At 60.5% G+C, this 25,602-nt stretch carries 19 protein-coding genes; 8 read left to right on the top strand and 11 right to left on the bottom strand.

What is annotated here, in order from left to right; all coding sequences use genetic code 11:
* The first annotated feature begins 75 nt into the window (after positions 1–75).
* Entirely contained in the window at positions 76–672 is a 597-nt protein-coding gene (locus tag PBDP_RS09560) for a PilZ domain-containing protein (RefSeq protein ID WP_212802140.1), read from the top strand.
* Complete coding sequence (locus PBDP_RS09555) at positions 669–1,391, top strand: glycerophosphodiester phosphodiesterase (protein ID WP_109751590.1); 723 nt, start codon at positions 669–671, stop codon at positions 1,389–1,391. Before PBDP_RS09560 ends, PBDP_RS09555 begins: the two co-directional genes overlap by 4 nt.
* Positions 1,392–1,433: 42 nt before the next feature.
* On the opposite strand, the gene sthA is transcribed toward PBDP_RS09555, so the two are convergent.
* Together sthA and PBDP_RS09545 are read right to left on the bottom strand one after the other, a co-directional pair.
* Positions 1,434–2,828 (bottom strand): Si-specific NAD(P)(+) transhydrogenase, encoded by a 1,395-nt coding sequence (gene sthA / locus PBDP_RS09550; RefSeq protein WP_003183399.1) that lies wholly within the window; start codon positions 2,826–2,828, stop codon positions 1,434–1,436.
* Between the two features lie 375 nt (positions 2,829–3,203).
* On the bottom strand, positions 3,204–4,253 hold the full coding sequence (locus tag PBDP_RS09545) for an FAD:protein FMN transferase (RefSeq protein WP_371925580.1): 1,050 nt from the start codon (positions 4,251–4,253) through the stop codon (positions 3,204–3,206).
* Between the two features lie 204 nt (positions 4,254–4,457).
* Here PBDP_RS09545 and PBDP_RS09540 point away from each other — a divergent pair, with 204 nt between their 5' ends.
* The gene (locus PBDP_RS09540; protein ID WP_116831866.1) at positions 4,458–5,756 is read left to right on the top strand and encodes an MFS transporter; all 1,299 of its coding nucleotides are present in this window, start codon (positions 4,458–4,460) and stop codon (positions 5,754–5,756) included.
* A gap of 171 nt (positions 5,757–5,927) precedes the next feature.
* Here the strand turns inward: PBDP_RS09540 and PBDP_RS09535 are convergent, their stop codons facing one another.
* On the bottom strand, positions 5,928–7,391 hold the full coding sequence (locus PBDP_RS09535) for a glyceraldehyde-3-phosphate dehydrogenase (protein ID WP_109751586.1): 1,464 nt from the start codon (positions 7,389–7,391) through the stop codon (positions 5,928–5,930).
* Between the two features lie 168 nt (positions 7,392–7,559).
* Here PBDP_RS09535 and mfd point away from each other — a divergent pair, with 168 nt between their 5' ends.
* From mfd to PBDP_RS09520, 3 genes are read left to right on the top strand one after another with little or no spacing between them, the layout of a single operon-like run.
* Positions 7,560–11,009 carry a transcription-repair coupling factor gene (gene mfd / locus PBDP_RS09530; protein ID WP_109751585.1) on the top strand — a complete coding sequence of 1,150 codons (3,450 nt, stop codon included), beginning with the start codon at positions 7,560–7,562 and terminating at the stop codon, positions 11,007–11,009.
* A 10-nt stretch (positions 11,010–11,019) separates the two neighbouring features.
* Positions 11,020–11,586 carry a CsiV family protein gene (locus tag PBDP_RS09525; RefSeq protein WP_109751584.1) on the top strand — a complete coding sequence of 189 codons (567 nt, stop codon included), beginning with the start codon at positions 11,020–11,022 and terminating at the stop codon, positions 11,584–11,586.
* Between the two features lie 11 nt (positions 11,587–11,597).
* The gene (locus PBDP_RS09520; protein WP_212802139.1) at positions 11,598–14,291 is read left to right on the top strand and encodes a DEAD/DEAH box helicase; all 2,694 of its coding nucleotides are present in this window, start codon (positions 11,598–11,600) and stop codon (positions 14,289–14,291) included.
* A 27-nt stretch (positions 14,292–14,318) separates the two neighbouring features.
* On the opposite strand, the gene nagZ is transcribed toward PBDP_RS09520, so the two are convergent.
* Positions 14,319–15,317, bottom strand: coding sequence for a beta-N-acetylhexosaminidase (gene nagZ, locus PBDP_RS09515; RefSeq protein ID WP_178082457.1), 999 nt, complete (start codon positions 15,315–15,317; stop codon positions 14,319–14,321).
* A 169-nt stretch (positions 15,318–15,486) separates the two neighbouring features.
* On the bottom strand, positions 15,487–16,200 hold the full coding sequence (locus tag PBDP_RS09510) for a TetR/AcrR family transcriptional regulator (protein ID WP_109751581.1): 714 nt from the start codon (positions 16,198–16,200) through the stop codon (positions 15,487–15,489).
* Positions 16,201–16,441: 241 nt separating this feature from the next.
* Here PBDP_RS09510 and lexA point away from each other — a divergent pair, with 241 nt between their 5' ends.
* Both lexA and sulA read left to right on the top strand, forming a co-directional pair.
* Positions 16,442–17,050, top strand: coding sequence for a transcriptional repressor LexA (gene lexA / locus PBDP_RS09505; RefSeq protein WP_003199651.1), 609 nt, complete (start codon positions 16,442–16,444; stop codon positions 17,048–17,050).
* 10 nt (positions 17,051–17,060) lie between these two features.
* Positions 17,061–17,534, top strand: coding sequence for an SOS-induced cell division inhibitor SulA (gene sulA, locus PBDP_RS09500; protein WP_163854643.1), 474 nt, complete (start codon positions 17,061–17,063; stop codon positions 17,532–17,534).
* A 71-nt stretch (positions 17,535–17,605) separates the two neighbouring features.
* Here the strand turns inward: sulA and PBDP_RS09495 are convergent, their stop codons facing one another.
* The 6 genes from PBDP_RS09495 to fadB all read right to left on the bottom strand — a co-directional run bounded on the left by PBDP_RS09495 (position 17,606) and on the right by fadB (position 25,116).
* Positions 17,606–17,839: a hypothetical protein gene (locus tag PBDP_RS09495; protein ID WP_003183419.1), complete on the bottom strand. Its 234-nt coding sequence runs from the start codon at positions 17,837–17,839 to the stop codon at positions 17,606–17,608.
* A gap of 106 nt (positions 17,840–17,945) precedes the next feature.
* On the bottom strand, positions 17,946–18,470 hold the full coding sequence (locus PBDP_RS09490) for a DUF6586 family protein (protein ID WP_109751579.1): 525 nt from the start codon (positions 18,468–18,470) through the stop codon (positions 17,946–17,948).
* Between the two features lie 218 nt (positions 18,471–18,688).
* Entirely contained in the window at positions 18,689–21,301 is a 2,613-nt protein-coding gene (gene topA, locus PBDP_RS09485; protein ID WP_109751578.1) for a type I DNA topoisomerase, read from the bottom strand.
* A gap of 115 nt (positions 21,302–21,416) precedes the next feature.
* Positions 21,417–21,653: a DUF1653 domain-containing protein gene (locus tag PBDP_RS09480; protein ID WP_025212748.1), complete on the bottom strand. Its 237-nt coding sequence runs from the start codon at positions 21,651–21,653 to the stop codon at positions 21,417–21,419.
* 109 nt (positions 21,654–21,762) lie between these two features.
* On the bottom strand, positions 21,763–22,938 hold the full coding sequence (fadA, locus tag PBDP_RS09475) for an acetyl-CoA C-acyltransferase FadA (protein ID WP_024618393.1): 1,176 nt from the start codon (positions 22,936–22,938) through the stop codon (positions 21,763–21,765).
* Positions 22,939–22,968: 30 nt separating this feature from the next.
* On the bottom strand, positions 22,969–25,116 hold the full coding sequence (fadB, locus tag PBDP_RS09470; protein ID WP_176688308.1) for a fatty acid oxidation complex subunit alpha FadB: 2,148 nt from the start codon (positions 25,114–25,116) through the stop codon (positions 22,969–22,971).
* Between the last annotated feature and the right edge of the window lie 486 nt (positions 25,117–25,602).

The following is a 25,602-nucleotide window of genomic DNA, read 5'->3' as shown; positions in this document are numbered from 1 at the left end:
GAAAAGGAACGTCCTTGTGGCGGGGGTCTCAAACCAGCTTTACACTCAGACCACCGCCGCTACCATGGGTTCGCCATGTCGACATTAGATGAAGAAGATCGCCGCGAATACTACCGTATCGAGGACACGATCGCACTGGAAATTCGGCCCCTGTCCATTCCTGAAGCTGCTGGCCAGGAAGTGTTGCAGGATGCTTCTCCATTGTTCAATCTGCTCAGCGAACTGCACCTGAGCGAATTCGAGTCACAGCACCTGCTGCGCCAGATCAGCGAGCGCGAACGCAGCATCGCGGCGTACCTCAAGGCAATGAACAAACGCATCGACCTGCTCAGCCAGGTCATTGCCCTGACGGTGCTCGGCGAAATCGGTGAACCGCAGCCGGTGATCATTTCCGAAGGCGGCGTCGACTTCCAGTACCCCACACCGATCGCGGTTGGCGCCCATCTGTCGATCAAACTGGTGCTGATGCCGCAAGCTCTCGGCTTACTGCTCCGGGCACGGGTCACCCACTGCGACCCCGAGGGCGGCGGCTACGACGTGGGCACCGAGTTCGAACGCCCGACCGACGCCCAGCGCCAGTTGCTGGCCCGCTACATCCTGCAGAAACAGGCGCAAGAACGACGCCTGGCCCGGGAACTGAACGAATCAGGTATCAATAAGGAAGAACCGTGACCCTCATTTATGGCCACCGCGGCGCCAAGGGCGAAGCGCCGGAAAACACCCTGACCGGTTTTCAGGAGTGCCTCAAGCACGGCGTACGCCGTTGCGAGCTGGACCTGCATCTTTCGATGGACGGCGAGTTGATGGTGATCCACGATCCGACCCTCAAGCGCACAACGGATCGCCGGGGCAAGGTGGTGGAGCATTCCGCCGCCGAACTGGTGACCTACGATGCGCGCAAGGGTGGCCCGGGCTGGATCAAGCCGTGCCCGATCCCACGCCTGGAAGAGTTGTTCGAGAAGTGTGACTTCGAGCATTGGCAACTGGAGGTCAAGAGCGCCTCGCGCACCCGCGCCGCAGCCACGGTATTGGGCATCCGTGAAATGGCCCAGCGTTTTGGGCTGCTGGACAAGATCACCATCACCTCCAGCTCCCGGGAAGTGCTCAAGGCGGCCCTGGACCTGACCCCCGACATCTCTCGCGGACTGGTGGCCGAGTACGCCTGGCTCGACCCGTTGAAGGTCGCCCAGAGCTACGGCTGCGAGATTCTGGCGTTGAACTGGACCCTGTGCACACCGGAACGCCTGGCCAAGGCGCAGCGCCAGGGGCTGCATGTGTCGGTGTGGACCGTCAACGAGCCCGCGCTGATGCGCAGGCTCGCCGACTTTGGCGCTGACAGCCTGATTACAGACTTTCCCGGTTTGGCCACTGCCACGCTCGAGAACTGCTGAAATCGGTCTCCCCGGCCGGCTCAGGCCACCGGCCGGAGCCGCTCAAAAAAGCCGGTTGAGCCCGTCATAGGCCGCTACCCGATAGGCTTCGGCCATGGTCGGGTAGTTGAACGTGGTGTTGACGAAGTACTTCAGCGTGTTCAATTCGCCCGGCTGGTTCATGATCGCCTGGCCGATGTGCACGATCTCCGACGCCTGATAGCCGAAGCAGTGCACGCCCAGCACTTCCAGGGTCTCGCGGTGGAACAGGATCTTCAGCATACCTTGCGGCTCACCGGCGATCTGCGCCCGCGCCATGCTCTTGAAGAACGCCTTGCCCACTTCGTAAGGCACCTTGGCCTGGGTCAGCTCCTGCTCGTTCTTGCCGATCGAGCTGATCTCCGGAATGGTGTAGATGCCGGTCGGCACGTCGTTGACGAAGCGCCAGCTGCCATTGTCGACAATGCTGCCGGCGGCCGAACGGCCCTGGTCGTGGGCGGCACTGGCCAGGCTCGGCCAGCCGATCACGTCACCGGCACCGTAGATGTTCGGTACGCAAGTGCGGTAGTTCTCGTCGACTTCGATCTGGCCACGGCTGTTGACCTTCACGCCGATGTTTTCCAGGCCCAGGGTGTCGGTGTTGCCGGTACGGCCGTTACACCAGAGCAAGGCGTCGGCCTTGATCTTCTTGCCGGACTTGAGGTGCAGGATCACGCCATTGTCGACGCCTTCGACGCGGTCGTAGTCTTCGTTATGGCGCACGGTGATGTTGTTGTTGCTGAAGTGATAGCTCAGGGCCTGGGAGATTTCCGAGTCCAGGAAGCTCAGCAACTGACCACGGTTATCCACCAGCTCCACCAGCACACCCAGGCCGCTGAAGATCGAGGCGTATTCGCAACCGATCACCCCGGCGCCGTAGACGATCAGTTTGCGCGGGGTGTGGCCCAGGCTCAGGATGGTGTCGCTATCGTAGATGCGCGCGTGGTTGAAATCGATGTCGGCCGGGCGATACGGGCGTGAACCGGTGGCGATGATGATGTGCTTGGCCACCAGTTTCTCGACCACACCATTGCCGCAGACCACTTCAACCGTCTGCTCATCGGCGAAGCTGCCGGTGCCGAAGAACACGTCGACACGATTGCGGGCGTAGTAACCGGTGCGCGAGGCCACCTGCTTGGAGATCACCTTCTCGGCACTCTTGAGCACGTCCGGGAAGGAGAACCAGCGCGGCTCGCCGATGGCCCGGAACATCGGGTTGGTGTTGAACTGCATGATCTGCCGGACCGAGTGACGCAAGGCCTTGGACGGGATGGTACCCAAGTGGGTGCAGTTGCCGCCGACCTGCCGACGGCTGTCGACCATCGCCACCTTGCGCCCTGCCTTGGCCGCGTTCATTGCCGCGCCTTCCCCCGCAGGGCCGGAGCCCAGTACCACCACGTCGTAGTTGTAGACAGCCATGCGTACTCCTCAGAACAGGCCGTGGCGCCTCACTTGGCACCGACGGCTAAATCATGCCGGCCTGCGGCATGAAGGAACAATTTGGGGCCGGTTCACGAGCCCGGCCACAGTCTATAGAAGCGTCAACGCCGCGCACATTACCCCTTGGTCGCGTCGTAGGCTAGTTTTGCCTGCGCTATTTCGCCACAGGCATGCTTTCACAGCGCTGTCATCATTGCATGACCTTATCTCAAGTTCGCCTGAATCAATGTGGCGAGGGAGCTTGCTCCCGCTTGAGTGCGAAGCGCTCAAAAAAGAGGGTTGCTGCGCAACCCAGCGGGAGCAAGCTCCCTCGCCACGGATTATTTACGCCCTAAGCGAACAACATTGCTGGCATCACTGGTTTGTTCCACGAATGATCCGTTCAAACACATCGTTGGTGCGGGTGACAAAACGATTGCCATCGCGCACCACGAAAAATACCCCGATACCGTGCTTTTCGGCATAGTCCCAACCCCGTTCAGGCCCGAGAATCAACAACAGCGTCGATAGTCCATCGGCCATCAACGCCGAAGGATGAATCACTGTGACCGACGCGAGGTTGTGTAGGACTGGTGTACCGGTGCGCGCATCAAACGTGTGGGAATAACGCCTGCCACCCTGTTGGAAATATTTGCGGTAGTCACCCGAGGTGGAAACCCCGTAGCCATTGACCTCAATGACACGCTCGGCCACTTGCCGATCATCCCGGGGTTCTTCCAGGGCGATACGCCAGGCCGAGCCATCGGGTTTGCGCCCGACGGCCTTGAGCTCACCGGTGGCTTCGGCCAGGTAACTGTCGACGCCCAAGGCCTGGAGCCTGGCGGCGATGCGGTCGACGGTATAGCCCGCGGCGATACTGTTGAAGTCGACCTCCACCGCGGCGTCCTTGCACAACCGGTCGCCCTCAATACGCAAATGACCGTGACCGACGCGCTGGCGCACCAAGGCCAACGCCTCGGTACTCGGCACTTGTTCTTCCCGGGACTGGGGCCCGAAGCCCCACAGGTTCAGCAACGGCTCCACGGTCAGGTCGAAAGAGCCATCGCTTTGAACCGACAACTGCTCGCCCACGCGGATCAACTCCAGGATCGGGCCAGGCATGATCTGACAGCTATTGGCCGGCAACGCATTGAAACGTTCGACGTCCGAGTCGCTGCGATAGGTCGAGAATTGCCGATCCACTTCGGCAAGGATGTTTTCCACCTCGGCCTGAACCTCTTTCGGACCCGGCCCGGCGGAATGCCTGACGTACTGAATGGAATAATGACTGCCCATGGTCGGCCCATCGAAGCGTTCCAGCGTGTCGCCGTTGCCGCAACCGGACAACACGCCGGCCAGCACCACAACCCCAATCCATCGTCCAGTTAACAAATCTTCATCTCCCCTCAAAACCGCGCCGGCCATTATGAACGCCAGCGCACGCAAAAACCCTGTGGGAGCCGATGGAACCTTGTGGGAGCAAAGCTTGCTCGCGATGAACGATGACACGGTCTCGCAGTTAAACCGTGTCGACTGCATCGCGAGCAAGCTTTGCTCCCACAGGTTCCCACAAGGCTTCCACTGGGGTACGGCGCTTTCATACAAGATTGTCAGAGTGAGTACCTACACATGCCTTCCAATACGAGCAACGGCAAGGCGATTTTTCGCGTTGTCAGCGGCAACTTCCTGGAGATGTTCGACTTCATGGTCTACGGCTTCTACGCCACGGCCATCGCCAAGACGTTCTTCCCCGCCGACAGTGCGTTCGCCTCGCTGATGCTGTCCCTGGCCACGTTTGGTGCAGGGTTCTTGATGCGCCCCCTCGGGGCGATTTTTCTCGGCGCCTACATCGACCGCCACGGACGCCGCAAAGGCTTGATCATCACCCTGATGCTGATGGCCATGGGTACCATACTGATCGCCTGCGTACCGGGCTACGCAGTCCTCGGCGTGGCGGCCCCCTTGCTGGTCCTGCTGGGCCGCTTGCTGCAAGGCTTCTCCGCTGGCGTGGAACTCGGAGGCGTATCGGTTTACCTGGCGGAAATTTCCACGCCCGGGCGCAAGGGTTTCTTTGTCAGTTGGCAATCGGCCAGCCAGCAGGCTGCCGTGGTGTTTGCCGGCCTGTTGGGGGTTGGCCTCAATCACTGGCTGAGTCCCCAGGAGATGGGCGACTGGGGCTGGCGCGTACCGTTCCTGGTGGGCTGCATGATTGTGCCGGCAATATTCATGATCCGTCGTTCACTGGAGGAAACACCTGAGTTCCAGGCGAGAAAACATCGTCCTAGCCTGTCGGAAATTGTCCGCTCCATCGGTCAGAACTTCGGCATCGTCTTGGCAGGCATGGCGCTGGTGGTGATGACCACCGTATCGTTCTACCTGATCACCGCTTACACACCGACCTTCGGCAAGGCCGAGCTGAACCTGTCGGACCTGGATGCACTGCTGGTCACGGTGTGCATCGGCTTGTCGAATTTCTTCTGGCTGCCGGTGATGGGGGCGTTTTCCGACAAGATCGGACGCAAACCCCTGTTGCTCGGTGCGACTGTCCTGGCGATCCTGACGGCCTATCCGGCACTGTCCTGGCTGGTGGCGAACCCCAGCTTCAGCCATTTGCTGATCGTCGAGCTGTGGTTGTCGTTCCTGTATGGATCCTACAACGGTGCCATGGTCGTGGCCTTGACGGAAATCATGCCGGTCGAGGTGCGCACCACCGGTTTCTCCCTGGCCTACAGCCTGGCGACAGCGACGTTCGGCGGGTTTACTCCGGCGGCCTGTACCTACCTGATTCATGTGCTCGACAACAAGGCTGCACCGGGGATATGGCTCAGTGGCGCGGCGGTGCTGGGGTTGATTGCGACCCTGGTGCTGTTCAAGGGCAATCGGCATGAACTGCGCACTGAACAAGCCTCGATAGTCGGCGGCGCCTGAAAAATCGTCATCGCGAGCAGGCTCGCTCCCACATTTGATCACATACATCAACAACAACTCGGTCAACTGTGGGAGCGAGCCTGCTCGCGATGAGGCCAGCCCAGCCAACACAAAACCTGCAGACAAAAAAACGCCCCGACAAGTCGGGGCGTTTTCACAAGCGGCTAAGGCTTAGCGCGGGAACGCTGGCGGGTTGACCCCGGCCATGTCTTCCATCACGCGAACCACCTGGCAGCTGTAACCGAATTCGTTGTCGTACCAGACGTACAGGACAACGCGGTTGTCTTGGCTGATGGTGGCTTCAGCATCCACGACACCGGCGTGGCGCGAGCCCACGAAGTCGGTGGAGACCACTTCCTGGGAATTGACGAAGTCGATCTGCTTATGCAGCTCGGAGTGCAGCGCCATGTAGCGCAGGTACTCGTTCATCTCTTCACGGGTGGCGGCTTTCTCAAGGTTCAGGTTGAGAATGGCCATCGACACGTTCGGCGTCGGCACGCGGATCGCATTGCCGGTCAGCTTGCCGGCCAGTTCAGGCAGGGCCTTGGCGGCGGCGGTGGCGGCACCGGTCTCGGTGATGACCATGTTCAGCGCGGCGCTGCGACCACGGCGGTCGCCCTTGTGGAAGTTATCGATCAGGTTCTGGTCGTTGGTGTACGAGTGAACCGTTTCAACGTGACCGTTGACGATGCCGAACTTGTCGTTCACAGCCTTGAGCACCGGCACGATGGCGTTGGTGGTGCAAGAGGCGGCGGAGACGATCTTGTCGTCAGCGGTGATGTCGCCGTGGTTGATGCCGTGGACGATGTTCTTCAGCTTGCCCTTGCCAGGCGCGGTCAGGACAACGCGGTCGATACCCGGGCAGGCCAGGTGCTGGCCCAGGCCATCGGCGTCACGCCATACGCCGGTGTTGTCCACCAGCAGTGCGTCCTTGATACCGTACTGGGTGTAGTCCACCTCGGTCGGGTTCTTCGCGTAGATCACCTGGATCAGGTTGCCGTTGGCGGTGATGGTGTTGTTTTCTTCGTCGATGGTGATGGTGCCGTTGAACGAACCATGGACCGAATCGCGACGCAGCAGGCTGGCACGCTTGGTCAGGTCGTTCTCGGCGCCCTTGCGCACCACGATGGCACGCAGGCGCAGGCCGTCGCCACCACCGGTTTTTTCGATCAGGATGCGCGCCAGCAGACGGCCGATACGACCGAAGCCGTACAGGACCACGTCGGTGCCTTTGCGAGCCGAAACGTTCTGCTGGCCAACCACATCAGCCAACTCTTCACGAACGAACTGCTCGGCGCTACGGCCGTTGCCTTCGTTGCGGAACTTGAACGCCAACTTGCCCAGATCCACCGAAGCCGCGCCGAGCTTGAGCTCGCTCATGGCTTTGAGCAGAGGGAATGTTTCGTGGACGGAGAGTTCGCTGTCGTCGGAAGAACGGTGGCGAGCAAAGCGGTGGGCTTTGAGGATCGCGATGACAGACTGGTTGATCAGGCTGCGGCCATAGATCGAGCTCACCACGTTGTTATTGCGGTAGAGCTGACCGATGAGAGGGATCATCGCTTCTGCGAGAGCTTCACGATCAATCCATTCACCAAGACACTGGTCGGGCTTCTGAGTCACGGTAACCTTCCACATGTAGGGGCTGAAAAAAGGGGCTACATTATGCCGCCGAGTCCTCGGCTGAGCAATGCGCGCCTGTCGCACCGTGGTTTTCCTGTCTGCCTGGGTAGTCTGCGACTGACAGCAGCCCCCTTCCCCCGCTACAATTGCCGACTTTGTCGCAACGCTGGAGCTCAACCTTCCGTGCCCGTTCTGCGTCTTCCGCTTCTCCCTGCCGCGGCAGGTAAACAGCACTGGGGCAACCTGCCCGGTGCCGCCCTGAGCCTGGCCATCGCCGAGGCTGCCAGCGCTGCAAAGCGTTTCACCCTGCTGCTGACCGCCGACAGCCAAAGCGCCGAGCGGCTGGAACAGGAGCTGAGTTTCTTCGCTCCGGATTTGCCGGTCTTGCATTTCCCGGACTGGGAAACCCTGCCCTACGATCTGTTTTCGCCACACCAGGACATCATTTCCCAGCGAATCGCCAGCCTTTATCGGCTGCCGGAGCTCAGTCATGGCGTTTTGGTAGTGCCGATCACCACGGCCCTACATCGCCTGGCACCGACCCAGTTCCTGCTCGGTAGCAGCCTGGTGCTGGACATCGGCCAGAAGCTCGATGTCGAGCAAATGCGCACCCGCCTCGAGGCCAGTGGCTACCGCTGCGTCGACACGGTGTACGAGCACGGCGAGTTCGCGGTACGCGGCGCCTTGATCGATCTGTTCCCGATGGGCAGCAAGCTGCCTTATCGCATCGACCTGTTCGATGACGAAATCGAGACCCTGCGCACCTTCGATCCGGAAAACCAGCGCTCCATCGACAAAGTGCAGTCGATCCGCCTGTTGCCGGCCAAGGAATTCCCGCTACAGAAGGAAGCCGTGACCCGCTTCAAGGCACGCTTTCGCGAGCGCTTCGATGTGGATTTCCGCCGCTGCCCGATTTTCCAGGACCTGAGCAGCGGGATTACTCCCGCCGGCATCGAGTACTACTTGCCACTGTTTTTCGAAGAAACCTCCACCCTGTTCGATTACCTGCCCCAGGACACCCAGGTGTTCTCCCTGCCGGGCATCGAGCAAGCAGCGGAAAACTTCTGGAACGACGTGCGCAACCGCTACGAAGAGCGTCGCGTCGATCCTTCCCGGCCTTTATTGCCGCCAGCCGAGCTGTTCCTGCCGGTGGAGGACTGTTTTGCCCGCCTCAAGAGCTGGCCGCGGGTGGTGGCGAGCCAGCAGGACGTGGAGACCGGTGTCGGTCGTGAACGCTTCCCGGCCAAAGCGTTGCCGGACCTGGCCATCGAAGCCAAGGCCACGCAGCCACTGGCAGCGCTGGCTGGCTTTCTCGACACATTCCCCGGTCGCGTATTGTTCACCGCCGAAACCGCGGGTCGTCGCGAAGTGCTGTTGGAGCTGCTTGAACGCCTGAAGCTGCGACCGAAGACGGTGGACAACTGGCCGGACTTCGTCGCCGGCAAGGATCGCCTGGCGATTACCATCGCCCCGCTGGACGAAGGACTGGTACTCGATGACCCCGCCCTCGCGCTGGTCGCCGAAAGCCCGTTGTTCGGCCAGCGCGTCATGCAACGTCGCCGTCGCGAGAAACGCGCCGACGCCGCCAACGACGCCGTCATCAAGAACCTCACCGAACTTCGCGAAGGTGCGCCCGTGGTGCACATCGACCACGGCGTGGGCCGCTACCTGGGCCTGGCGACCCTGGAGATCGACAATCAGGCCGCTGAATTCCTCACACTGGAATACGCCGAGGGCGCCAAGCTCTATGTGCCGGTGGCGAACCTGCACCTGATCGCCCGCTACACTGGCAGCGACGACGCCCTGGCCCCACTGCATCGCCTGGGCTCGGAAACCTGGCAGAAAGCCAAGCGCAAGGCGGCCGAACAGGTGCGCGACGTGGCCGCCGAACTGCTGGACATCTACGCCCGGCGCGCAGCTCGTGAGGGCTATGCCTTCGCCGATCCGAAAGCCGACTACGAAACCTTCAGCGCCGGTTTCCCGTTCGAAGAAACCGTCGACCAGCAGACCACCATCGAAGCGGTGCGCGCCGACATGCTCGCGCCCAAGCCCATGGACCGGCTGGTGTGTGGCGACGTCGGCTTCGGCAAGACCGAAGTGGCGATGCGCGCCGCGTTCATCGCCGTGCACGGTGGCAAGCAGGTGGCGATCCTGGTGCCGACCACCCTGCTCGCCCAGCAGCACTACAACAGTTTCCGCGACCGCTTCGCCGACTGGCCGGTGACCGTGGAAGTCATGAGCCGTTTCAAATCCACCAAGGAAGTGAATGCCGCCGTGGCCGACCTGGCCGAAGGCAAGATCGACATCGTCATCGGCACGCACAAGCTGCTGCAGGACGACGTGAAGATCAAAAACCTGGGGCTGGTGATCATCGACGAGGAGCACCGCTTTGGTGTGCGCCAGAAAGAGCAGCTCAAGGCCCTGCGCAGCGAAGTCGACATCCTGACCCTGACGGCCACGCCGATCCCACGCACATTGAACATGGCCGTGTCGGGCATGCGCGACCTGTCGATCATCGCCACGCCGCCGGCCCGGCGCCTGTCAGTGCGCACGTTCGTGATGGAGCAGAACAAAAGCACGGTCAAGGAAGCCTTGCTGCGTGAGCTGCTGCGTGGCGGCCAGGTCTATTACCTGCACAACGACGTGAAGACCATCGAGAAATGCGCCGCCGACCTGGCCGAACTGGTGCCGGAAGCCCGTATCGGCATCGGCCACGGGCAGATGCGCGAACGCGAACTCGAGCAGGTGATGAGCGACTTCTACCACAAGCGCTTCAATGTGCTGATCGCCTCGACCATCATCGAGACCGGCATCGACGTGCCGAGCGCCAACACCATCATCATCGAGCGCGCCGACAAATTCGGCCTGGCCCAGTTGCACCAGCTGCGCGGCCGGGTCGGGCGTAGCCACCACCAAGCCTATGCCTACCTGTTGACCCCGCCACGCCAGCAGATCACCCCGGATGCGGAAAAGCGCCTGGAAGCCATCGCCAATACCCAGGACCTCGGCGCCGGTTTCGTGCTGGCCACCAACGACCTGGAAATCCGTGGCGCCGGCGAATTGCTCGGCGACGGCCAGAGCGGCCAGATCCAGGCCGTCGGTTTCACCCTGTACATGGAAATGCTCGAACGGGCGGTCAAGTCGATCCGCAAGGGCGAACAGCCGAACCTCGACCAACCCCTGGGCGGCGGGCCGGAAATCAACCTGCGGGTGCCGGCACTGATCCCGGAAGACTACCTGCCGGATGTCCACGCGCGGCTGATTCTCTACAAACGCATCGCCTCGGCCAGCGACGAGGAAGGCCTCAAGGACCTGCAAGTGGAGATGATCGACCGCTTCGGCCTGTTGCCGGAACCGACCAAGAACCTGGTGCGCACCACGCTGCTCAAGCTCAAGGCCGAACAGCTGGGCATCAAGAAAGTCGATGGCGGCCCCAACGGTGGCCGGATCGAGTTCGAGGCCCAGACGCCGGTCGACCCACTGGTGCTGATCAAGCTGATCCAGGGCCAACCCAAACGCTACAAGTTCGAAGGCGCCACGATGTTCAAGTTCATGGTGCCCATGGAACGCCCGGAAGAGCGTTTCAATACCGTAGAAGCGCTGTTCGAGCGCCTCACTCCGACCACTGCTTGAAGGACGCCACATGCGCCTGTTTCGCTCACTGACCTTGCTGTTGACCCTGGTCGCCCCCCTGGCGTTTGCCGACGACCTGTATCAGGTTGAAATGATTCTGGTGCGCCAGAATGCCGAGCCGGCGATCATCAGTCGCGCCGCACCGGAAGACTGGGACGCCGGCGCGCAACGCCTGGGTGCCGATAGCCAGCGTACACCGGCCCTGGGCAACATCGTCGAGAAACTCAACGCCAGCGGCCAATACACGGTATTGATGCACAAGGCCTGGCAACAGACCCTCGGTGAACAGGGCCGCAAAGTCGCCATCAGCGACGGAGCCGAGCAGTTCGGGCAATTCCCTATCGAGGGCACCCTGGAGCTGAAACTGGGTCGTTTCACCGACGTGGATGCCGATTTCTGGGTCAACCAGATCAACACCAATGGCCTGGTCACCGCCAGCGAGCGCCTCAAACAGCAAAGCCATACCAAGAATGGCCAACTGAACTTCCTCGACAACGGTCATCTCGGCCTGTTGATCAAGATCACCTCGCTGACCGCGCCCGCGCCACGGCAGGCACCTGAAGTCATTCCGGACTGATTGGCGCGCCTATGCCCTCGCCCCTGAGCAAACCCCTGGCACCTTCCTGGGTCAATCGATTCAAGGAACAAAGCCTGGAGCGCGGGCGCCGTTATGCGCTGGAAAACCGCGTCAGGATCGTCGAGGCCGGCGACAGCACCATCACCGCCAGTTGCGAAGGCTCTGGCGGCAACGTCTACCGTCAGACCATTCGCCTTAAAGAGTCAGCCAAGGGCGCGCTGATTCTGCTCGAAGCCGCTTGCTCCTGCCCGGTGCGTATCAACTGCAAGCATTGCGCGGCAGTGTTGCTGCAAGTCCAGGAAACTCTGGCCTACCCGGCCGCCGAAAAAGACGCGCAGTTGCTGGAGAAACTCCAGGCGGTGCTGGACAACCGCAGCCCCAAGGCCCCGCCGCAAGTGCTGGTGGATAACGTGCAGCCGGTACCGCGTCTGTGGCTCGCCAGTGTCGAGTTCAGCGCCTTCGAGCCACGCAACGGCAAGATGCAACGCTACATCCAACACCGCGCAGCCCTGTCCTTCAGTTATCTGGACGAATACGTCAGCGGCCAGCGCAACACCGACGTACTGATTCGCCAGGAAACTCAGACACTGCGGATAAAACGCCACACCGATGTGGAGCAGTCCTACCGCGAACAGCTGCGAATCCTCGGTTTCAAGGTCGCGACCCGACAAAGCAAGGCCTTGCCGGAAAGCGCCGGGGAACTGTACGAGATGGTCAACGACAGCGCCTGGTTGACCTTCACCCTCAACGACCTGCCGAAACTCCGTAGCCAGGGCTGGGAATTGCAGATCGACGAGGACTTCGGCTTCGACCTGACGGCGGTGGACGAGTGGTACGCCACTGTCGAGGAAACGCCGGAGCGGGACTGGTTCGACCTGGAACTGGGGATCATCGTCAACGGTGAGCGCCTGAGCCTGTTGCCGATCCTGCTGAACCTGATGCGTTCGCACATCGAACTGTTCAACCCGGAACGCCTGGCCCGGCGCCGTGACGACGAACTTATCCTGGTCAACCTGCCCAACCGCCCGAACTCGGAGTTCGGCCCACAGCAAGTGGCGCTGCCCTACGGCCGGCTGAAACCGGTGCTGGCGACCCTGGGCGAGTTTTACCTGCAAGAACCCGGCACCACCAAACTGCGCCTCAACAGTGCGGACGCCTTGCGCCTGAACCCACTGCAGGACATGCCGCTGACCTGGGAAGGTGGCGAACACATTCGCGGCCTGGCCCAACGCCTGCGGGATATCAAGGATTACACCGCCACCGCGCCAGAAGGCCTGAACGCGACACTGCGGCCTTATCAGCTCGAAGGCTTGAGCTGGATGCAATCGCTGCGTCAGCTGGAAGTCGGCGGCATTCTCGCGGACGACATGGGTCTGGGCAAAACCCTACAGACCCTGGCGCACATTCTCAGCGAAAAGAACGCCGGACGCCTCGACCGACCGTGCATGGTGGTCATGCCCACCAGCCTGATTCCCAACTGGCTCGACGAAGCGTCCCACTTCACGCCGCAACTCAAGGTATTGGCGCTTTACGGCGCCGGACGCAAGAAACACTTCGACCGGCTGGCCGACTACGACCTGGTCCTGACCACCTATGCGCTGTTGCCCAAGGATGTCGAGCGCCTCGCGGCGCAGCCGTTGCATGTGCTGATTCTCGACGAAGCCCAGTACATCAAGAATCCTACCAGCAAAGCCGCCCAGGCCGCCCGCGAGCTCAACGCCCGCCAGCGGTTGTGCCTCTCCGGTACACCACTGGAGAATCACCTGGGCGAATTGTGGTCGCTGTTCCACTTCCTGCTGCCGGGGTGGCTTGGGGACGTCAAGAGCTTCAACCGCGATTACCGCGTGCCTATCGAAAAACGTGGCAGCGACGTCAGACTCCAGCACCTCAACGGTCGGATAAAACCTTTCCTGTTGCGCCGGACCAAGGAACAAGTGGCGACGGAACTGCCACCCAAGACCGAGATCATCCATTGGGTCGAACTCAGCGATGCCCAGCGGGACGTCTACGAAACCATGCGCCTGGCGATGGACAAGAAAGTCCGTGACGAGATCACCCGCAAAGGCGTGGCCCGCAGCCAGATCATCATTCTTGAAGCGCTGCTCAAGCTGCGCCAGGTGTGTTGCGATCTACGCCTGATCAACGACGCCGCCCTGCCTGCCCGAGGCAGCACCTCGGGCAAGCTCGACAGCCTGATGGAAATGCTCGAAGAGTTGTTTGAAGAAGGCCGTCGGGTGCTGCTGTTTTCTCAGTTCACGTCCATGTTGGCGCTGATCGAAGATGAGCTGAAAAAGCGCGGGGTCGATTACGCGATCCTGACGGGTCAGACCCGGGACCGACGCACGCCAGTCAAGGAATTCCAGAGCGGCAAGCGTCAGATCTTTCTGATCAGCCTGAAGGCCGGGGGTGTAGGCCTGAACCTGACCGAGGCCGACACGGTGATTCACTACGACCCGTGGTGGAACCCCGCCACCGAAAACCAGGCGACCGACCGTGCCTACCGTATCGGCCAGGAAAAACCAGTGTTCGTCTACAAGCTGATTGCCCGAGGCACGGTGGAAGAGAAAATCCAGCTGCTGCAAAAGGAAAAATCCGACCTCGCGGCCGGCGTGCTGGACGGACGCGTGGCCGGGGATTGGAAATTGCAGAGCGACGATATCGAAGCGTTGTTCGCGCCGCTGCCGGACAAACTGGAAAAGCGCTGATTCACAGCGCTCCCCCATTGCTCAGCGCTAGTCGATCAGTTGGGCAGCTCTCAACGCGCCCAGTGCCGCCAGCCAGCGCGGGTCTTGGCGATATTCCGTGGAAGCGTAGGCCTGGCCGCGCATGCGGGCGATCCGCGCCGAAGGCTTGACCTTCAGGCGTTGGGCGGCGCTCAAGGCCAGCTCCGCGGCAGCGCGGTCATTGCACACAAGGCCCATGTCGCAACCCGCCGTCAACGCTGCCTCGATACGACTGGCAGCATCGCCGACCACATGAGCTCCAGCCATCGACAGGTCATCACTGAAGATCACACCCTCGAATTGCAACTCCCCGCGCAGGATGTCCTGCAACCAGCGACGGGAAAATCCGGCTGGATTGGTGTCAACCTGAGGATAAATGACATGGGCAGGCATGACCGCCGCAAGCTGCTTGCTCAGCTTGGCGAACGGCACCAGGTCGTTGGCGCGAATCTGCTCGAGACTGCGCTCATCGTTGGGAATAGCCACGTGGGAATCGGCCTCGGCCCAGCCATGCCCCGGGAAGTGCTTGCCGGTGGCCGCCATCCCCGCGGCGCTCATGCCACGGATGAAGGCCCCGGCCAGCAACGCCGCGCGCTCGGGGTCGCCTTCAAAGGAACGACTGCCGACGACGGCGCTGCGCTGGTAATCGAGGTCCAGCACCGGGGCAAAACTCAAGTCGAGACCGACCGCCAGCACTTCGGTGGCCATGATCCAGCCACACTGCTCGGCCAGGTATTCGGCATTCGGGTTGTCGGCTATCGCCCGCATCGCCGGTAACCGCACAAACCCCTGGCGCAGGCGCTGCACGCGACCACCCTCCTGATCGACCGCCAGCAAAAGGTCGGGACGGATGGCACGGATCGAGGCGCTCAATTCGCGCACCTGCCGTGGATGTTCGATGTTGCGCGCGAAAATAATCAGGCCACCCACTTCGGGCTGGCGCAACAGGTGGCGATCTTCGGCCGTCAGCCAGGTACCGGCGACATCCACCATCAACGAGCCTTGCAGGCCAGCAGTCATAGTATTTCCTTAATAACGATGAACCCCACAGGCACGACCGTGCCGCCGGGCTGCAGGGCCGGCAGGCAACGATTGTGGAATAAAATACAAAGCAGGTTCGAAACGAGAGTCGGCATGGGCGGCTAGCTTAGCGGATGTAGGCAGCCGCGCCCACCCGTCAAGCCTTGGCCAATACCGGGGCCGGGGCCGATTTGCTACGAGGGCGTAATTGTGCGGCAGCCATGGCCTCATCGGTGACACCGCTTTCGGCACGCATGCCGGCCGCCAGGAACGGCACCATCAGGCGCATCACCTGCTCGATCGACGTGTTCACGCCAAAATCGGTTTCAGCGATGGCCCGCAATGCCTTGATACCGGACATGCTGAATGCCGCAGCACCGAGCATGAAGTGCACCCGCCAGAACAACTCGATCGGCGGAATGCGCGGCGCGGCCTCATTGACCAGCAGCATGTAGCGGCGGAACACCTTGCCGTACATGTCTTCCAGATAACGCCGCAAGTGGCCCTGGCTCTGGCTGAACGCCAAGCCTAGCAAACGCATGAAAATGGAAAGATCGTTACCACTGCGTGGCTGCACGGCAAGCGCTTGCTCGACCAGCATTTCCAGCAGTTCTTCCAGGGTCGGCTTGACGTCAGGCTTGGCCTGGCGCCGCTCCAGCTCGCGATCGAGGCTGAGGCAGAAAGGCCCGAGGAAACGCGAGAAAACCGCCTGGATAAGGGCTTTTTTCGAACCGAAGTGATAGTTCACCGCTGCCAGGTTCACCCCGGCCTTGCTGGTGATCAGACGCAACGAGGTTTCAGCGAAACCTTTTTCCGCGAACAACTGCTCGGCAGCATCGAGAATGCGTTCAACGGTTTCCGACTGGGCCATGGTTACTCCGCCTGACAAACACTTGTTTGAAACATACGTTTCAGCCCATGGGTTGTCAAGCCTGCCGGGGCGTTTTGCGAACGCCCGGTCACGTATTTAACCACACCTTTTCACGGGTGGTAGCCATGACGCGTTCAACAGTCCGACCGACCGTCCAGCGGCCTGTGAAAAAAGGAGGATTGCCAAGCGGCGTCCACTGTATATAATCCCAGTCACTGTATAAAAAGACAGAGCGATCAATATGCTAAAGCTGACGCCACGCCAAGCAGAGATTCTGGCCTTCATCAAACGCTGCCTCGAAGACAACGGCTACCCGCCAACCCGTGCGGAAATCGCCCAGGAACTGGGTTTCAAGTCGCCCAACGCGGCTGAAGAACACCTCAAGGCGCTGGCGCGCAAGGGTGCGATCGAAATGACCCCGGGCGCATCCCGTGGCATTCGCATCCCCGGCTTCGAAGCCAAGGCCGACGAAACCACCTTGCCAATCATCGGCCGGGTGGCGGCAGGCGCACCGATCCTTGCCCAACAGCATGTCGAGGAATCCTGCAACATCAATCCTTCGTTCTTCCATCCTCGGGCCGATTACCTGCTTCGTGTACACGGCATGAGCATGAAGGACATCGGCATCTTCGACGGTGACCTCCTGGCCGTCCACACCACCCGCGAAGCCCGCAATGGCCAGATCGTAGTGGCGCGAATTGGCGACGAAGTGACCGTCAAGCGCTTCAAGCGCGACGGCAGCAAGGTCTGGCTCATCGCCGAGAACCCTGAGTTCGCGCCCATCGAAGTGAACCTGAAAGATCAGGATCTGGTCATCGAAGGCTTGAGTGTCGGCGTCATTCGCCGCTAAAGGAGGCTTTATGCAGTTCCCTCACACACCACAACACACACAACTTCCGCTGTTCGAGGCATTCATGGCTCAACCGCTGGTTCCAGTCCTGAAAGAGGTCATCGAGTCGCCGTGGAGCGTCGAGCCCGAGGCTTTCAGCGAACTGTCGTTACGTGGTGCGGCTGGAAACTGCCTGAACCTGTTGGCGCCGATTCTGCGGGAACTCAGCCAGGACCAGGACGCTCGCTGGTTGACGCTGATCGCGCCGCCGGCCAGCGTTACCCAGGCCTGGCTGCGGGATGCCGGCCTGAACCGCGAACGCATTCTACTGTTGCAGCCGCGAGGCACCCAAAGCGCCCAACAGTTGACCTGCGAAGCATTGCGCCTGGGCCGTAGCCACACCGTGGTCAGTTGGCTCAATCCACTGACCACGACCGCACGGCAACAGTTGATCAGCGCCGCCCGTATTGGGGACGCACAAAGTCTGAATATTCGATTGGGTTAAAACAAACGCGGGGCTTCTCCAAGACAGAGAAGCCGGCCAGTCATACTATTCAAAAAAGCCGACAGGCGGGATCAATGAAGAACCCGCGGCCCCTCTTCCTTGTTGAATTCGCCTTCAACCAGGCGACCTGCCATCTGGACGCCCACGCTCAGCATCGCCTTGGCGACTTCGACGTGTTGCCCCTGGAGGAATACCTTGGCATCTTCGGAGAAGTTCAGGGTAACCAGAGACCCCTCGTCCTCAGCCCTGCGCAGCTCGATGCGGCCATCAGGAAGTTCGACAATTTCTAGAAAGGACGTTGGCATAAAAGTCTGTTCTCCACGAAAGGCGAGGATTATATAGTCATCGGCCAGGCTCCGCTCGGGATCTTGACCAAGCGTCATCAACGAGCGTAACGGGCCGTGGGGAAACTCAGCACTCGTTCAACCCTTCACGAAAGCGTATCGCCAGGCTCTTGAGGTTCTGGCGCCAGCTCTCCAGCTCCTCCCGGCTCAACTCCTGCTCAGGTTCTTGCTCATCCAGATTGACCGCCACGATCAACGGCTGGGTCACGTCCCCCTTGGGCTTGCGCGGGGCTCGGGGCGGCTCGAACAGCGCCGCATGGGCCGCCAATAGCTTCGCCAGCCAGGTTTCCGGATTGTGCGCCAGCTCGACCATTTCGGCCAATTCCGGAATAGCGATGGTTTCCAGCACCTCGCGGGTCAACAACAGCTCGGCCCGCGACGCGTTCGCTTGCGGCAGGCGATAGAAACCGGCGATTTCATGGCACAACCCCAACAGCGCACCGTAAAGGTGAAACAGCGCGGATTCGCGTCCTGCCTGGAGCAACGCCGGGGAATTCATCGCACGCCCATCCTCGGCCCTGGTGAGCGCTTCAAGCGACAGACCGGCGAAATAAATTTTCTGATTGGTGCGGGTATAGAGTTCGTGGGCCATGGTGGCGTCTCCCCAACGAAATGAAAGCTTCAAGCAAGTGGGACAGTGTCGTGGATCAACCGAGGCCACTGCAAGCCAAAAACAAGAAGGCCGCATGAAAACCTACGGGTTGTCATGCGGCCTTTTGCTCAGTTCAGGCTATAGGGACGGCTACGTCGCCCAGCGAGAGCAAGCTGCCTCGCCACGGGGAGCCTCCTAACTCAGGCAAGCGCCAGCGATCAGCGCTTGTCTTCAACCGTCCACTTACCGCCGTCGTAGTAGGCTTTCCAACCGGTCGGCTTGCCGTCGACTTCAGTCTGCACATACTGTTCCTTGGTCTTGCGGCTGTAGCGAATGACCGCTGGACGCCCTTCCGGATCCTTCTGCGGCGCGTCACAAAGAAAATGGTACTTCGGATCGATCTCGTCCTTGTGCGGCACGATCTCCATTACCAACGGTGCACGGGTCTCACGGTTTTTCGGGAACTGGCTGGCCGCCAGGAACAGGCCGGAGGCGCCGTCGCGCAGGATGTAGGTGTCATTGACCTTCTCGCACTTGAGTTCAGGCATCTTCACCGGGTCCATCTTCGGCGGCGCCGCGTCACCGCTCTTGAGCAGTTTGCGGGTGTTCTTGCAGGTCGGATTGGTGCACCCGAAGAACTTGCCGAAACGACCGGTCTTGAGCTGCATCTCACTGCCACACTTGTCGCATTCCAGACTCGGACCTTCGTAGCCCTTGATGCGATAGGTGCCCTCTTCAATCTCGTAGCCGGCACAGTCCGGGTTGTTACCGCAGATGTGCAGCTTGCGCTTTTCATCCAGCAAGTAGGCATCCATTGCCGTACTGCAGATCGGGCAGCGATGCTTGCCGCGCAGCACCAGGGATTCCGACTCGCCCTCGTCGTCCGCGGCGATTTCGTCGCCCGGTACCAGGTTGACCGTCGCCTTGCAGCGCTCCTTGGGTGGCAGGCTGTAGCCCGAGCAACCGAGGAAGACACCTGTCGATGCCGTGCGAATTTGCATCGGACGCCCGCAGGTCAGGCACGGAATGTCGGTCATGACCGGCTGATTGGCCCGCATGCCATTATCGGCGCTTTCAGCCACTTCGAGTTTTTTCTTGAAGTCGCCGTAGAACTCGTCGAGGACGTTTTTCCAGTCCCGCTCGCCCTGGGCCACATCGTCGAGGTTCTCTTCCATGCCGGCGGTGAAACCGTAGTCCATCAGGTTCGAGAAGCTCTCGGACAAACGTTCGGTAACAATGTCGCCCATCTTTTCCGAATAGAAACGACGGTTGTGCAGCGCTACATAGCCGCGATCCTGGATGGTGGAAATGATCGCCGCGTAGGTCGAAGGACGACCGATGCCGCGTTTTTCCATTTCCTTGACCAGGCTGGCTTCCGAATAACGAGCCGGTGGCTTGGTGAAGTGCTGGGTCGGATCAAGCTTGATCAGCTTCATCACGTCACCCTGGGCCATGTCCGGCAGGACGTCGTCATCCCCGGGCTTGGTGATTTGCGGCATGACGCGGGTGTAGCCGTCGAACTTCAAGATGCGGCCCTTGGCGCGCAGCTCGAAGTCGCCAGCACCGACGCTGACGGTAGTCGACAGGTATTGCGCCGGCAGCATCTGGCAGGCCAGGAATTGGCGCCAGATCAACTCGTAGAGACGCTCGGCGTCGCGCTCCATGCCCGACAGCTTGCTTGGCTCGGTATTGGCATCGGACGGACGAATCGCTTCGTGAGCCTCTTGTGCGCCTTCCTTGCTGCTGTAGACGTTCGGCGTGTCCGGCAGGTATTTCTTGCCGAACTCGCTTTCTATATAAGTGCGCGCCATCGCCACGGCATCGGCCGAGAGGTTGGTCGAGTCGGTACGCATATAAGTGATGTAGCCGGCTTCATATAGACGCTGGGCCATCATCATGGTTTTCTTCACGCCAAAACCCAGGCGGTTGCTCGCAGCCTGTTGCAGCGTGGAAGTGATGAACGGCGCCGACGGTTTGCTGCTGGTCGGCTTGTCCTCGCGCTTGACGATGCTGTAGCTGGAAGCCTTGAGCTTCTCCAGCGCAGCCATGGCCTGGGCTTCGTTGAGCGGCTTGAAGGCCTCACCCTTCTCGCGGGCCACCTCGAAACGCACGGTAGCGCCCTTGGCAGTGCCAAGGTCGGCGTGGACTTCCCAGTATTCTTCAGGGATAAACGCGCGGATCTCCCGCTCGCGCTCCACCACCAGCTTCACCGCGACCGACTGCACACGACCGGCAGACAGCCCGCGGGCGATCTTGGCCCACAACAGTGGCGAGACCATGTAGCCCACCACGCGATCGAGGAAACGACGCGCCTGCTGGGCGTTGACCCGATCGATATCCAGCTCGCCCGGCTGAGAGAAGGCTTCCTGGATGGCTTTCTTGGTGATTTCGTTGAACACCACGCGCTTGTAGCGGCTGTCGTCCCCACCGATGGCTTCGCGCAGGTGCCAGGCAATGGCTTCCCCTTCGCGGTCCAAGTCCGTTGCGAGATAGATGGTGTCAGCATCCTTGGCGAGCCGACGCAGCTCTTCGATGACCTTTTCCTTGCCTGGGAGGATCTCGTACTTGGCTTTCCAGCCATGTTCCGGATCGACCCCCATGCGTGAGACCAGCTGCTTGCGCGCCTTGTCTTTCGGCGACAGCGCCGGCGCTTCACCGGCAGCAGCCTTGCCGCGCTTGGCGGCTGGCTCCTTGCTGGCGCTAGCCGAACCGCTGGTGGGCAGGTCTCGGATATGGCCGATACTCGACTTCACCACGTATTGGTTGCCCAGATACTTGTTGATGGTCTTGGCCTTAGCCGGGGATTCCACAATGACCAGCGATTTGCCCATGGATCAGAAAATTCCTGAATTCTAAAAAGTGAAAGGCGGTTGGCGCCTGACGCGGCACCGCTATATATAGTGGCTGCAAGGTGAGGTCAAGCGCAGGGTTGCCCGCATACCGGCCTCAAGGCTTGGAAAAAATGCTCTCCTCGGCCTGCACCAAAGCAAAGCGTGGCACCTGTTCGCCGTCAACCTCGACGGACTCCTGGAACATGCTCAAGGGACGTACCCAAAAGCCGTAATCGCCATACAGGGCTTGATAGAAGACCACTTCTTCCTCGGTCTCGGAATGCCGCGCAATGCTGAATACGCGGTACTGCGGACCTTTGTAATGTTGGTAGAGCCCAGGTTGTATCGGCATGCTTTGGCCCTCACTGAAATCTTTTCAAAATAAAAACAAAAATCTTTTTTACTAAACCCGGAAAAACAAAAACCGGGGCACTTGGCCCCGGCTTCCATCGACGCAACGCTTAGACGCGTTCGAAGACAGTGGCGATGCCCTGGCCGAGGCCAATGCACATGGTGGACACACCAAAGGTGCCGCCATTCTGCTTCATGACGTTGAGCAGCGTGCCGGAGATACGCGCACCGGAGCAACCGAACGGGTGACCCAGGGCGATCGCGCCGCCGTGCAGGTTAACCTTCTCGTTCATCTTGTCGAGCACTTTCAAATCTTTCAGCACTGGCAGGGCCTGTGCGGCGAAAGCTTCGTTGAGCTCGAAGAAGTCGATATCGGCAATACCCAGGCCTGCACGCTTCAAGGCTTTCTGCGTGGCCGGTACTGGACCATAGCCCATGATCGCCGGATCCACACCCGCCACGGCCATCGAACGAATCACCGCCATCGGCTGGATACCCAGGTCCTGGGCGCGCTGGGCCGACATCACGATCATGCACGAGGCACCGTCGGTGATCTGCGACGAAGTACCGGCTGTCACGGTGCCGCCCTTTGGATTGAATGCCGGCTTGAGGGCCGCCAGGCTTTCCAGGGTGGTTTCCGGACGAATGGTTTCGTCGTAGTCGAACAGTTTCAGGAAACCGTTCTCGTCGTAGCCCTGCATCGGGATGATCTCATCCTTGAACTTGCCTTCCACGGTCGCCTTGTGGGCGAGCTGGTGGGAGCGCACGCCAAAGGCGTCCTGCTGCTCGCGGGTGATGCCGTGCATCTTGCCAAGCATTTCCGCGGTCAGGCCCATCATGCCCGAAGCTTTTGCCGCGTACAGCGACATGTGTGGGTTCGGGTCGACACCATGCATCATGCTCACGTGGCCCATGTGCTCGACCCCGCCGACGACGAACACGTCACCGTTGCCAGTCATGATCGCCTGGGCGGCGGTGTGCAACGCACTCATGGACGAACCGCACAGGCGGCTGACAGTCTGGCCGGCCGCCGTGTGAGGGATCTGGGTCATCAGCGAGGCCATGCGGGCGATGTTCCAGCCCTGCTCCAGGGTCTGGTTCACACAGCCCCAGATCACGTCTTCGACTTCGTTGGGGTCGACCTTGACGTTGCGCTCCAGCAGCTTGCTGATCAGGTGCGCCGACATGTCTTCGGCGCGGGTGTTGCGGTGCATGCCGCCCTTGGAGCGGCCCATCGGCGTACGACCGAAGTCGACAATCACGACGTCTCTAGGATTCAAGCTCATAAATGTTCTCTCGCTCTAGTCGTTGGGCGCTTAACCGAAGAAGCTCTGGCCGTTCTTGGCCATTTCACGCAGCTTCGCAGTCGGGTGGTACAGCGCGCCCAGATCAGCGTACTGGTCAGCCAGGGCAACGAACTTGGCCACACCGATCGAATCGATGTAGCGCAGCGCACCACCACGGAATGGAGGGAAACCGATACCGTAGACCAGACCCATGTCGGCTTCGGCGGCGGTTTCGACAATGCCGTCTTCCAGGCAACGCACGGTTTCGAGGCACAGCGGGATCATCATCCAGTTGATGATGTCCTCGTCGGTGACTTCGCGCTGCTCGTAGACGATCGGCTTGAGCACTTCCAGTACCGACGAGTCGGCGACTTTCTTCTGCTTGCCGCGCTTGTCGGTCTCGTAGGCGTAGAAGCCCTTGCCGTTCTTCTGGCCCAGGCGCTTGGCCTCGTAGAGCACGTCGACGGCCGAACGGCGGTCGTCCTTCATGCGATCCGGGAAGCCTTCAGCCATGACGTCGCGACCGTGGTGGCCGGTGTCGATGCCGACCACGTCCATCAGGTACGCCGGGCCCATCGGCCAGCCGAATTTTTCCATGATCTTGTCGATGCGCACGAAGTCCACACCGGCGCTGACCAGCTTGGCGAAACCGCCGAAGTACGGGAATAGCACACGGTTGACCAGAAAGCCCGGGCAGTCGTTGACGACGATCGGGTTCTTGCCCATTTTCTTCGCGTAGGCGACGGTGGTGGCAATCGCATGTTCGCTGGACTTCTCGCCACGGATCACTTCCACCAGCGGCATCATGTGCACCGGGTTGAAGAAGTGCATGCCGACGAAGTTTTCCGGACGCTTGAGGGCCTTGGCCAGCAGCGAAATGGAAATGGTCGAGGTGTTCGAGGCAAGGATAGTGTCCTCCTTGACCTTGTCTTCGACTTCGGCCAGTACCGCTTGCTTGACCTTCGGGTTCTCGACAACGGCTTCGACCACCAGGTCGACATGGCCGAAATCGCCATAGGACAGGGTCGGACGAATGCCATTGAGCACTTCGGCCATCTTCGCAGCGGTCATGCGACCTTTGTCGACGCGGCCGACCAGCAGCTTGGCGGCTTCGGCCAGGCCCTGCTCGATCCCGTGTTCGTTGATGTCCTTCATCAGGATCGGCGTGCCCTTGGACGCCGACTGGTAGGCGATACCGCCACCCATGATGCCGGCGCCGAGCACGGCAGCCTGCTTCACATCACTGGCGATTTCGTCGTAGGCCTTGGCCTTTTTCTTCAGTTCCTGGTCATTGAGGAACAGACCGATCAGGCTTTGCGCAGCCGAGGTCTTGGCCAGTTTGACGAAGCCTGCGGCCTCGACTTCCAGGGCCTTGTCGCGACCGAAGCTCGCGGCTTTCTGGATGGTCTTGATCGCTTCGACTGGTGCCGGGTAGTTCGGGCCTGCCTGACCGGCCACGAAACCCTTGGCGGTTTCGAAGGCCATCATTTGTTCGATGGCGTTGAGCTTGAGCTTCTCCAGCTTCGGCTGACGCTTGGCCTTGTAGTCGAACTCGCCGCTGATAGCGCGCTTGACGGTTTCAAGGGCTGCTTCCTGAAGCTTGCCAGGTTCGACCACGGCATCCACGGCGCCGACTTTCAGCGCGTCTTCAGCACGGTTTTCCTTGCCCGCGGCAATCCACTCGATGGCGTTGTCGGCACCGATCAGGCGCGGCAGGCGCACGGTTCCGCCGAAGCCCGGGTAAATGCCCAGTTTGACTTCCGGCAGGCCGATCTTGGCCGTGGTGGACATGACGCGGTAATCCGCCGCCAGGCACATTTCCAGGCCGCCACCCAGGGCGATGCCGTTGATGGCCACGACGGTCGGTACGTTGAGGTCTTCGAAGTCGCTGAAAATACGGTTGGCTTCGAGGTTGCCAGCGATCAGTTCGGCATCGGGCAGCTTGAAGTTGTCGACGAATTCGGTGATGTCGGCACCGACGATGAATACGTCCTTGCCGCTGCTGACGATCACACCCTTGATCGAAGCATCTGCCTTGATAGTGTCCACGGCCTGACGCAGTTCATTCAGGGTTAGACGGTTGAACTTGTTGACGGACTCACCCTTGAGGTCGAATTTCAGTTCGACGATGCCACTTTCAAGAGCCTTAACCGTGATGGCTTTACCTTCGTAAATCATCAACTGATCTCCACGATATGGAAGCTGAACAGTACACGTTGAACGCTGACCGCAGGTATGGCATTGACGTTTACCGTCGATGCTACGCCAATCCGCCAGGCACACCCGTCAACGCGATAGTCGGGGTCTGTAGGAGCATTCTGAAAATACAAACGCTCAATTCATACGCCCGTTTGATTTGGGTACGTCACCTTCACGGAATTTCCGACAATTGTCAATCGCCCTAAACACAGGCATGAACGCGACTTTACGGTCATTTCCGTACCGTACGGATCCGCAACACGGCCCCGCATGAGCAGCTATTCATAGAATCAATAATTAGAAAAATCGCCCTAATTCCACACATAACGGATCCAACCGACTACGCTGTCGGGTGCGCGATTGAAAATTCAGGAATGAAGGGCGTTACGAACGCACGCCCTGGCACAGCTTGATTACCGGCCTGCCTGGCCAACCCGCCCGATGAGACTGTCGGGCTTTTTTATG

It is taken from the genome of Pseudomonas sp. St290 (assembly GCF_018325805.1).
Classification (GTDB): Bacteria; Pseudomonadota; Gammaproteobacteria; order Pseudomonadales; family Pseudomonadaceae; genus Aquipseudomonas; species Aquipseudomonas bijieensis.
The sequence above is the reverse complement of the archived record's forward strand: the minus strand, read 5'-3'. Positions and strand labels throughout refer to the sequence as shown.

Bases quoted from the DNA above. Each gene is read 5' to 3' on its own strand.
- PBDP_RS09525 (WP_109751584.1), top strand. From the start codon at position 11,020: ATGCGCCTGTTTCGCTCACTGACCTTGCTGTTGACCCTGGTCGCCCCC.
- PBDP_RS09535 (WP_109751586.1), bottom strand. From the start codon at position 7,391: ATGTGGAAGGTTACCGTGACTCAGAAGCCCGACCAGTGTCTTGGTGAA.
- PBDP_RS09540 (WP_116831866.1), top strand. From the start codon at position 4,458: ATGCCTTCCAATACGAGCAACGGCAAGGCGATTTTTCGCGTTGTCAGC.
- PBDP_RS09480 (WP_025212748.1), bottom strand. From the start codon at position 21,653: ATGCCGATACAACCTGGGCTCTACCAACATTACAAAGGTCCGCAGTAC.
- topA (WP_109751578.1), bottom strand. From the start codon at position 21,301: ATGGGCAAATCGCTGGTCATTGTGGAATCCCCGGCTAAGGCCAAGACC.
- PBDP_RS09495 (WP_003183419.1), bottom strand. From the start codon at position 17,839: ATGCCAACGTCCTTTCTAGAAATTGTCGAACTTCCTGATGGCCGCATC.
- fadB (WP_176688308.1), bottom strand. From the start codon at position 25,116: ATGATTTACGAAGGTAAAGCCATCACGGTTAAGGCTCTTGAAAGTGGC.
- PBDP_RS09560 (WP_212802140.1), top strand. From the start codon at position 76: ATGTCGACATTAGATGAAGAAGATCGCCGCGAATACTACCGTATCGAG.
- fadA (WP_024618393.1), bottom strand. From the start codon at position 22,938: ATGAGCTTGAATCCTAGAGACGTCGTGATTGTCGACTTCGGTCGTACG.
- PBDP_RS09510 (WP_109751581.1), bottom strand. From the start codon at position 16,200: ATGGCCCAGTCGGAAACCGTTGAACGCATTCTCGATGCTGCCGAGCAG.
- PBDP_RS09490 (WP_109751579.1), bottom strand. From the start codon at position 18,470: ATGGCCCACGAACTCTATACCCGCACCAATCAGAAAATTTATTTCGCC.
- PBDP_RS09520 (WP_212802139.1), top strand. From the start codon at position 11,598: ATGCCCTCGCCCCTGAGCAAACCCCTGGCACCTTCCTGGGTCAATCGA.
- sthA (WP_003183399.1), bottom strand. From the start codon at position 2,828: ATGGCTGTCTACAACTACGACGTGGTGGTACTGGGCTCCGGCCCTGCG.
- PBDP_RS09545 (WP_371925580.1), bottom strand. From the start codon at position 4,253: ATGGCCGGCGCGGTTTTGAGGGGAGATGAAGATTTGTTAACTGGACGA.
- lexA (WP_003199651.1), top strand. From the start codon at position 16,442: ATGCTAAAGCTGACGCCACGCCAAGCAGAGATTCTGGCCTTCATCAAA.
- sulA (WP_163854643.1), top strand. From the start codon at position 17,061: ATGCAGTTCCCTCACACACCACAACACACACAACTTCCGCTGTTCGAG.